The organism is Rhodoblastus sp. (genome assembly GCF_041915505.1).
Classification (GTDB): domain Bacteria; phylum Pseudomonadota; class Alphaproteobacteria; order Rhizobiales; family Beijerinckiaceae; genus Rhodoblastus.
In genome coordinates this window covers 1-8,151 of the sequence record NZ_JAYSBG010000149.1, presented here as the reverse complement: position 1 = coordinate 8,151, position 8,151 = coordinate 1, and the positions used below count along the sequence as shown (strand labels likewise).

The following is an 8,151-nucleotide window of genomic DNA, read 5'->3' as shown; positions in this document are numbered from 1 at the left end:
GGCCCGACCGTTCCCCGCAGGCGGCCCGCGCCGCGCGCGATCGCGTGCTGGATCGCGCCGTCGCCGCCCGCGCGCTGAGCGAGGCCGAAGCGCGCCGCGCCAAGGAAGAGCCGCCGCCCATCCAGCGCAAGCCCTTCCCGGCTCTCGCGCCCCACGCGACCGAAGCTTTCGCGCGCGCCCATCCTGACCGGAAACTCATCCGCCTGACGCTCGACGCGCGCTTGCAGGCCAGCCTCGAAAACCTCGCGCGCGACCGCGCCGAGCGGCTCGGCCCGAAACTGACCATGGCGATTCTCGTCATCGACAACGCCACCGGCCAGATCCGCGCCCATGTCGGCAGCGCCGATTATTTCTCCAAGGAGCGCGCCGGCGCCATCGACATGACCGAAGCCCTCCGCTCGCCGGGCTCAACGCTGAAACCCTTCATCTACGCCATGGCCTTCGGCGACGGGATCGCCCATCCCGAAACCCTGCTCGACGACAGTCCGGCGCGTTACGGTCTGTGGAAGCCGGTCAATTTCGACGACAAGTTCCACGGCTCGGTGACGGCGCGGCAGGCGCTGCAATTGTCGCTCAACCTGCCGGCGACCCAATTGCTCAACGAGATCGGACCGGCGCGTTTCCTCGCCCGGCTGCGCAGCGCCGGACTGCCGCTGGTCCTGCCAAAGGATTCGGACATTGGCCTCGCCATCGGCCTCGGCGGCGTCGGCGTGCGGCTGCGCGATCTCGCCCGGCTCTATGCCGCCTTCCCGCGCGGCGGCGTCTCGCCCGAACTGATCGAAAGCCTCGACGACCCGCCGCCTCCGCAAGCGCCCCGGCGCTTCGCCGAGCCCGCCGCCGCCTGGCAGGTCGCCGACGTGCTGCGTTTCGCGCCGCCGCCGGACAACGCCCCGCTCGGCCGGATCGCCTTCAAGACCGGCACGTCCTATGGCTATCGCGACGCGCTCGCGGTGGGGTTCGACCGCGTCCATACGGTGGCCGTCTGGGTCGGCCGCGCCGATAATGGCGCCGTCGCCGGACTAATCGGCCGACAGGTCGCGGCGCCGATCCTGTTCGGCGCCTTCGCGCGGATCGGCGGCACCAACGAGCCGCCGCCGCGCCCGCCCGGCGTGCTGACCGCCACCACCGCGACCCTGCCGCCGCCGTTGCGGCATTTGCGGCGCGACGGGCCGAAAATCCTCGCCGCGACCTTTTCCAACCCGCTGAAGATCACCTTTCCGCCGGATGGCGCGCGGATCGATCTCGGCCTGCTGCATCCGAGCGACGACCGTCCGGAACTGGCGCTCAAGGCGCAGGGCGGCGCCCCGCCCTTGACCTGGATGGTCAATGGCGCGCCCCTGAAGGACAGCGCCAATGCGCAGAACCAGCGCCACGAGGCGCGCTGGACGCCGGACGGCGCCGGCTTCGCACGGGTGTCGGTTGTCGACGCCAACGGCGCCGGCGACAGCGTGCTGGTGCGGCTGGAATGAGCGCGGTCAATTCCCGCGATAATAATTTTCCGGGGTGTAAGTCTGCGGATAATAGGTCTGCGGATAATAGGCCGGGGGCTCGTAGACCGGCGGATTGATCGGCGGCGGCGTCGGAAACGCCGCGGCTGGAGGCCGCGAGGGCTGCGCATAGGCCGGGGGCGGCGCGGCGGGCGGTGGCGCATAATATTGCGCCGGGGCGGGCGAGGCCGCCAGAACAAGCAAAATAAGGGGAAAAACTCTCATGGCCAGACCGCCGTGGAAATCGACGGCGACAGTCTGGGAGAGCGAGCTGGCGCGAAGCCTGCGGCGCGGGATCGCCCCCGCGCCGTTTGTCTGTCATGCCGGCCGCCGAAGCGGCTGGCGCCGATCAGTGATGATGGCGATGACGGCGGTGATGAACCGGCGGCTGGACATATTGCAAGGTCAGGCCGGCGATGCCGCCAGCGACATTCAGGCCGGTCTGGGCGCTGACGGACACGGGCTGGAGGGCGATCGTGCTGGCGCTGCCTCCAACCAGAACATTGGCGCCGAGGCCGACGCCGACGGTGACCGAACCGGTCACGCCGCCATAGCTGCCGGCCAGCGCGCCGATGGGCGTGCCGCTGGTGGGCGCGAACACCGCCCAGATGATCTGGCCGCCGGTGGTCACGCCGATGTCCACGCCGACCTTGGTGATCGAGCCGAGGTAATGGTCGATGCGGCCGTCTTCAGCGACGAAGCTGCACTCGACGGTGCGACGGGAGGCCACAATCATACCAAGACCGCCGGAAACCTCGCAGTTCAACGTGCCGACCTTCACCTGATCGGCGGAGGCGGCCTGGGTCGAAAGCGCGAGAGCGGCCACAGAGGCTGCAAAAACAACAGAGCGCACGAACATCGGAAGATCCTTCCTTGATGGGGCGACCACGAAACCGCCAAATTGCGGGCCTGACAGGCTTTGACGCGGGCGGATTGGGGGAGAGGGCCGCTGCGTGGAATTATCACCGCAGACTGCGGCTTTGCAATAATAAACACGGGAAAAGGGTAAAGGCTGAAGACCTGCGCCTTGGCAATGGGCCGCCGCGCCGGCGAAGTCGTGAAACTGTCATGGAACGGGCGGCTTATGAGGCGAAGCCCTGCGCGGCCGCGACGCGAGTCTCGCGGGCGCCGCTTCCCTCCCGGCGCCAAAGCCATGACAGCAATGACTCTGATCGACCAGCATTTCATCGACGACGCTCTCCACCTTCTCGCCGCCCTCGCCTGCGGCGCGGCGATCGGTTTCGAACGCCAATGGCGCCAGCGCCTGGCGGGGTTGCGCACCAATACGCTCGTCTCGCTCGGCGCCGCGACTTTCGTGATCTTCGCGGGACAATTCACCGATGAAAATCCGACCCGCGTCGCCGCCCAGGTCGTCACCGGCATCGGCTTCCTCGGCGCCGGCGTGATCTCCAAGGAGGGCGCCAATGTCCGCGGCCTCAACACCGCCGCCACGTTGTGGTGCGCGGGCGCCGTCGGCCTGCTCGCCGGCGCGGGCTATTGGCGGCACGCCATTCTCGCCGTGGTTCTGGTGACCTCGATCAATCTGTTCATGCCGCGCCTGATCAAGCGCATCAATCAGCAGCCGATCGAGAGCGCGGAGGTCGAGACCTATTATATTGTGACAATGATCTGCCGCGCCGATGAGGAGGCGAAATATCGCGCTTTGCTGCTGCAGAATTTCTCATCGGCCGCGCTGCATTTGCGCGAACTCGACAGCTCCAACATCGAGGGCAGCGACCGGGTCGAGATCGTGGCGCAGGTCACCGCCGACAAGCCGCGCGAATTGGGGCTCGAACTGATCGTAGGCCGGCTCAGCCTCGAAGCCGACGTCACGGCCGCGCGCTGGAAGCGGATCGACAGCCTGGTCTGAGGCCGGTCAGGCCGCCGGCTTTTCGCGCGCGGCGAGCAGGCGGCGGCGCCCCTTGATCCATTCCCGCGTCTGCTCATAGGCCAGGCGAAGCACGTCGAGCCCCTCGGCGGTCAGCCGTTTCGCCTGCAGATCGCGCAGGGTCTCGTGCAGGATCTCGTCCAGCCTTTCGTCCGCGATATCCAGCTCCTCGGCGCTTTCCGCGCCGCGCGCCCTGGCCGCCACGGCGAGCGCCTCCTCCGCCAGTTCGCCGACCGGCAAAGGTTTTACGCGGCTGAGGCGGGTATAGACGTAAAGGCACAGCGAACCGATCACGCTGGCGATCGGCGTCGCCAAATAGATCCAGTCGCCATAGCAGTCGAGAAAGGATTTCTCGTCGTCATTGACATATTGGACCGCGCCCGGATGGGCGAGAATGGCGGCGTCCTTGTCGGTGTCGGGCGGCTCGATCGCGGTGGCGAAGGCGCCTTCGATGGAGAGATCGCTCGTGAACTCGAAAATCGCCCTGCCGATCTCCGCAACAGCCGCCTCGGGAAGGCGGTCGCGCGCCAGCAGCAGATCGGTCAGGGACAAAGTGTCGAGATCGTCCGCCGGCAGCAGGGGCGAGACCGAGAACAGGCCGACATCGATCGTTTCGTCCGAAACGCCGCGCAGCTTTTGCGCGAGCGCCTTGCTGTCGGGCCAGCCCAGCAGCGCAATCTCCAGCCTCTGTGGCAGGCCGCCCAGCAGATGACCCTGGACCAGCCTCGACAAAGGCGCGACCGCGGAAATGGCTTTGTCGGAACCGGTCCGCACGGCGCCGGCAAGGCCGTCGAGATTTGACTGAACGACGATCTGACGGGCGTCCTTGCCGATTTCATAGGCGGACAGAATGTCGCGAAGGAGCGCCTGATCGGCGAGCGACGGCGCGGGAACGATGAAAGAAAAGGCTTTCAGTTGCGAGGGCGTCGTCAGATTGGCGCCCTCGCGCGGCCAGAAGCACGATCTCTTTTTCCAACTTGGCCACGGCGCGGCTCCAGCCGGGCAATTTCGCATCGCTTCGCGCGACGACGAGATCGGCTTCACGCCGCGAAAAGGCGTCCAAAGGATCGTCCGAGGACGTCACCGCGATCCTGATGAATTCATGGGCGCCCGCCATGACCTGGGCGAGTTTCTCGGCGAATTGCCGATCCGGACCATCGCGGGCGACGACAAAATGGATCGTCTGGGTGCGATCCAGCCAGTTCTGCGCGAGGCGAACCCCACCCCAGGTCAAAGCCGCCGTCGCCAGCACGAGAATGAGGATCAGCGCCGCCCTGGCGGGCCGCGACAGCGCCCAGCGCGCGCGGCGCCGCCGGCCATGCCCGGCTGAATTCGGGTCAAGGGAAATCATGCCGGACCCGCTCGGATTGGCCGATGGAGCCGCCGAAAACTAGCTTACGCGGCGCCAAAGGCAAGGGCCGCCGACCGCGGAAACGAAAAGGGCGGCCGATTGGCCGCCCTTTCCTTTCCGATGAGCCTTTAACCTCAGTAGGAATAATACATGTCGTATTCGACCGGATGCGGGGTCATGTCGGTGCGCATCACGTCCTGCATCTTCAGCTCGATATAGCTGTCGATGAAGTCGTCGTTGAACACGTCGCCGGCCTTCAGGAAGGCGCGGTCCTTGTCCAGGCTGGTCAGAGCCTCGCGCAGCGAGCCGCAAACCGTCGGGATCTTCTTCAGCTCGCGCGGCGGCAGGTCGTAGAGATCCTTGTCCATCGCGGCGCCCGGATCGATCTTGTTGACGATGCCGTCCAGGCCCGCCATCAGCATGGCCGCGAAAGCCAGATAGGGGTTCGCGGTCGGATCGGGGAAGCGAACCTCGACGCGCTTGGCCTTCGGATTGTTGGTCCACGGAATGCGGCAGGAGGCCGAGCGGTTCCGGGCCGAATAGGCCAGCAGAACGGGGGCTTCATAACCCGGGACCAGACGCTTGTAGGAATTGGTCGACGGATTGGTGAAGGCGTTCAAAGCCTTGGCGTGCTTGATGATGCCGCCGATGTACCACAGGCATTCCTGGCTGAGATCGGCATATTTGTCGCCGGCCATGACCGGCTTGCCGCTCTTCCAGATCGACTGATGGACATGCATGCCCGAGCCGTTGTCGCCGAAGATCGGCTTCGGCATGAAGGTCGCCGTCTTGCCATGGGCGTGCGCCACTTGGTGGATGGCGTATTTATAGATCTGCAGGTGATCCGCCATGGTGGTCAGCGTGCCGAACTTCATGCCGAGTTCGTGCTGGGCCGAGGCGACCTCGTGGTGGTGCTTTTCGACATTGACGCCCATGGCCGCCATGGCCGCCAGCATCTCGCCGCGGATGTCTTGCAGCGAGTCCACCGGCGGGACCGGGAAATAGCCGCCCTTGGTGCGGACGCGGTGGCCGAGATTGCCGCCTTCGTAATCCGTATCGGCGTTGGTCGGCAGTTCAACCTGATCGAGCACGAAGCCGGTGTTATACGGGTCGGCCTTGAAGCGAACGTCGTCGAACACGAAGAATTCGGCTTCCGGGCCGAAGAAGGCGGTGTCGCCGATGCCGGTGGTCTTGAGATAGGCCTCAGCCTTTTTGGCGATGCCGCGCGGGTCGCGGTTATAGGGCTCGCCGGTCATCGGCTCCAGCACGTCGCAGACAATCGACAGGGTCTTGGCCGCGAAAAACGGGTCGATCGTCGCGGTGGACGGATCGAGCATGAGCAGCATGTCGGATTCGTTGATCGCCTTCCAGCCAGCGATGGACGAGCCGTCGAACATGGTGCCTTCCGAGAACATTTCCTCGTCGACGAGGGCGATGTCGAAGGTCACGTGCTGCCACTTGCCGCGCGGATCGGTGAAGCGAAGGTCGACATACTTGATGTCTTCGTCCTTGATTCTCTTGAGAACGTCCTTGCCAGTCGTCATTTCACGCCTCTCGTTGATGAACGCATTTTTTTGGGATTTGAAGTCAGGAAGGGAAGGCAGGCAAAATCTGCGTGGAAATCCGCGTCGCCAGCCATTCAGGCAACTTCAGGTCGAAGACTTAGCAATTGGCTTGCCAAACCGGACAAAGCCGCCACAGCGAAAATTCTATTTGTTAATCAATTCTTTATGCGATCCCTTCGGCAAAGCCTCACGCCAGCCGCGCCGCGCCCTGCCCATTCGAAAGTCAGCCTTTAGTTAATTTTTAGGCGCCGCTGCCCGAGGGGCGCCTATAGCGCCAGCAGGCCGATCGAGGCCTGGTTTAAAAAAAAAAAGCGCCCGGCGAAACGCCGGGCGCGATGGTCACGATCAAGGCGAGCCGAAGCCCGCCTGTCGTTGGTTTCACCACTTGATGTCTTTGCTGGTCAGGTCGAACGACAGCGTGGCGACGAAGCGGTCGTCCGCATAGTTCGAGGTCGTCGGATAGCCGAACTCGACACTGCCGCCGCTCGGAATGCCGGTCAGGACATAGGCCTGGGCTTTGCTCAGGCTGGTGCCGAAGTAGCGCAGATCGAGGGTGACGAACTTCCAGGTGTAAGAGATGCCGGCGTTCCAGTAGCCATAGGACGGCAGCTGACCGAGCGAGGCAAAGGCGCCGGGGGTGGGCTGGCAGCCGATGTAGCAGTAGGTCTGGCCGAAATTGCCGGAATAGACTGAATCCACCTTGCCCAGCCACTGATAGCCGGCTTCACCGGAGATCGAGAAGGCCGACAGCGCGCCCCAGCCCGTGAGCTTGATCGTGCCGGACAGATATTCGTCGGAAGCACCGGTGTTGAGATAGCTCGGCGAGGCGAAGAAGTTGGCGCCGACCGTGAGGATGTCGTTAACCGTATAAGTCGGCTTGACATAGACTTCGAAGAAGGTCGGGTTCCGCGGCGACAGGCCGATCGGATAGGCGCCGAGGATCGTGCTGTACACCAGGCTGGTGCCCGTCGGCGAGTCGGGATAGCCATAGACGATGGCGCCGATATCGAAGGCGAACTTGTCGAAGGTGCCGCGAACGCCGGCGTCGCCATCCCACTCAACCGCCGGCGAACCGACCGGGAAATAGTTCGGCGAGAACTTGATGCTCTCGGCCGACGTGCCGGCGTAGAGCTGCCAATTGTCATTGACGTTGTAACGCAGTTCCGCGCGCGCCCACACGCTCGGCTGGTGGTTCGACTGCGTGATGCCGCGGAACAGGTAATCGCTGGTGATCGTGGCGCCGATGTCGAAATCCCACGGGCTGACCGGAACGGGCGCGACAACGGGAGCCTTGGTGGAGGGCAGGTCCGCGGCGAAGGCGGCGCCGGCGGAGGCGGCCAGAGCGGCGGCCGCGAGGACGGAAGTAAGTTTCATAATTTGCTCCACGAGAGAGAAACTCGATGCCGCCAAAATGCCGGTAAACAGCCGGAATTCTCAAGGATAAGCCTTATGCATGTGATTATTTTTTAGGCATTTACGTGCAGTGCGAAAGAGTTCTCTGAAGCTTGTGGCAATTATGTAACAAATATTCTGTCCATGCGGCCGGTTTGACGCTCCAATCGGCGGCGCGAAAAACGGCGCCGGACGACAAGGCCCTCCTGAATCAAGCAGATCAGGGTCGAATCGTCTCTTGCGACCGCCGCGCGGCGCGGCGCCCTTGCGCAAGAAAAAAGCGGCGGGCCATGGCCCGCCGCCTTGTTGTGATGACGCGTGAGGGTACGCGGTTTCAGTAGTTGTAGGCGCGTTCGCCGTGATCGGAGATGTCGAGGCCCTCGCGCTCCTGATCCGGGGTCGGACGCAGGCCCACGATCAGATCGACGATCTTGTACAGGATCGCCGAGCCAATGCCCGACCACGCCA

General features: G+C 64.4%; 9 protein-coding genes. 2 read left to right on the top strand and 7 right to left on the bottom strand.

Going from position 1 to position 8,151, the window contains the following annotated elements:
• Positions 1-1,469, top strand: a 1,469-nt coding sequence (locus ACE3S9_RS10840) for a penicillin-binding transpeptidase domain-containing protein (protein WP_374546471.1), incomplete at its 5' end; no start/stop codon positions are given.
• Positions 1,470-1,475: 6 nt separating this feature from the next.
• Here the strand turns inward: ACE3S9_RS10840 and ACE3S9_RS10835 are convergent.
• Positions 1,476-1,712: a hypothetical protein gene (locus tag ACE3S9_RS10835; RefSeq protein ID WP_374546470.1), complete on the bottom strand. Its 237-nt coding sequence runs from the start codon at positions 1,710-1,712 to the stop codon at positions 1,476-1,478.
• A 124-nt stretch (positions 1,713-1,836) separates the two neighbouring features.
• The gene (locus tag ACE3S9_RS10830) at positions 1,837-2,346 is read right to left on the bottom strand and encodes a DUF992 domain-containing protein (RefSeq protein ID WP_374546469.1); all 510 of its coding nucleotides are present in this window, start codon (positions 2,344-2,346) and stop codon (positions 1,837-1,839) included.
• Positions 2,347-2,649: 303 nt separating this feature from the next.
• Between ACE3S9_RS10830 and ACE3S9_RS10825 the strand changes: the two genes are divergently transcribed.
• Positions 2,650-3,357 carry an MgtC/SapB family protein gene (locus ACE3S9_RS10825; RefSeq protein ID WP_374546473.1) on the top strand — a complete coding sequence of 236 codons (708 nt, stop codon included), beginning with the start codon at positions 2,650-2,652 and terminating at the stop codon, positions 3,355-3,357.
• 6 nt (positions 3,358-3,363) lie between these two features.
• Here ACE3S9_RS10825 and ACE3S9_RS10820 read toward each other — a convergent pair whose 3' ends face one another.
• The 5 genes from ACE3S9_RS10820 to ACE3S9_RS10800 form a co-directional block, all read right to left on the bottom strand.
• Complete coding sequence (locus ACE3S9_RS10820; RefSeq protein WP_374546468.1) at positions 3,364-4,107, bottom strand: hypothetical protein; 744 nt, start codon at positions 4,105-4,107, stop codon at positions 3,364-3,366.
• 103 nt (positions 4,108-4,210) lie between these two features.
• The gene (locus ACE3S9_RS10815) at positions 4,211-4,726 is read right to left on the bottom strand and encodes a hypothetical protein (RefSeq protein WP_374546467.1); all 516 of its coding nucleotides are present in this window, start codon (positions 4,724-4,726) and stop codon (positions 4,211-4,213) included.
• Positions 4,727-4,860: 134 nt separating this feature from the next.
• A complete protein-coding gene (gene glnA / locus ACE3S9_RS10810; RefSeq protein WP_374546466.1) occupies positions 4,861-6,270 on the bottom strand; it encodes a type I glutamate--ammonia ligase in 1,410 nt (469 codons plus the stop codon).
• Between the two features lie 399 nt (positions 6,271-6,669).
• Entirely contained in the window at positions 6,670-7,665 is a 996-nt protein-coding gene (locus ACE3S9_RS10805) for a TorF family putative porin (protein WP_374546465.1), read from the bottom strand.
• Between the two features lie 352 nt (positions 7,666-8,017).
• A partial coding sequence (locus ACE3S9_RS10800; RefSeq protein WP_374546472.1) for a hypothetical protein occupies positions 8,018-8,151 on the bottom strand: 134 nt, incomplete at its 5' end.

What these genes read in the sequence shown, in the direction of transcription:
- ACE3S9_RS10805 (WP_374546465.1), bottom strand. Translation starts at nt 7,665, where the DNA reads ATGAAACTTACTTCCGTCCTCGCGGCCGCCGCTCTGGCCGCCTCCGCC.
- ACE3S9_RS10830 (WP_374546469.1), bottom strand. Translation starts at nt 2,346, where the DNA reads ATGTTCGTGCGCTCTGTTGTTTTTGCAGCCTCTGTGGCCGCTCTCGCG.
- ACE3S9_RS10825 (WP_374546473.1), top strand. Translation starts at nt 2,650, where the DNA reads ATGACTCTGATCGACCAGCATTTCATCGACGACGCTCTCCACCTTCTC.
- ACE3S9_RS10815 (WP_374546467.1), bottom strand. Translation starts at nt 4,726, where the DNA reads ATGATTTCCCTTGACCCGAATTCAGCCGGGCATGGCCGGCGGCGCCGC.
- ACE3S9_RS10835 (WP_374546470.1), bottom strand. Translation starts at nt 1,712, where the DNA reads ATGAGAGTTTTTCCCCTTATTTTGCTTGTTCTGGCGGCCTCGCCCGCC.
- glnA (WP_374546466.1), bottom strand. Translation starts at nt 6,270, where the DNA reads ATGACGACTGGCAAGGACGTTCTCAAGAGAATCAAGGACGAAGACATC.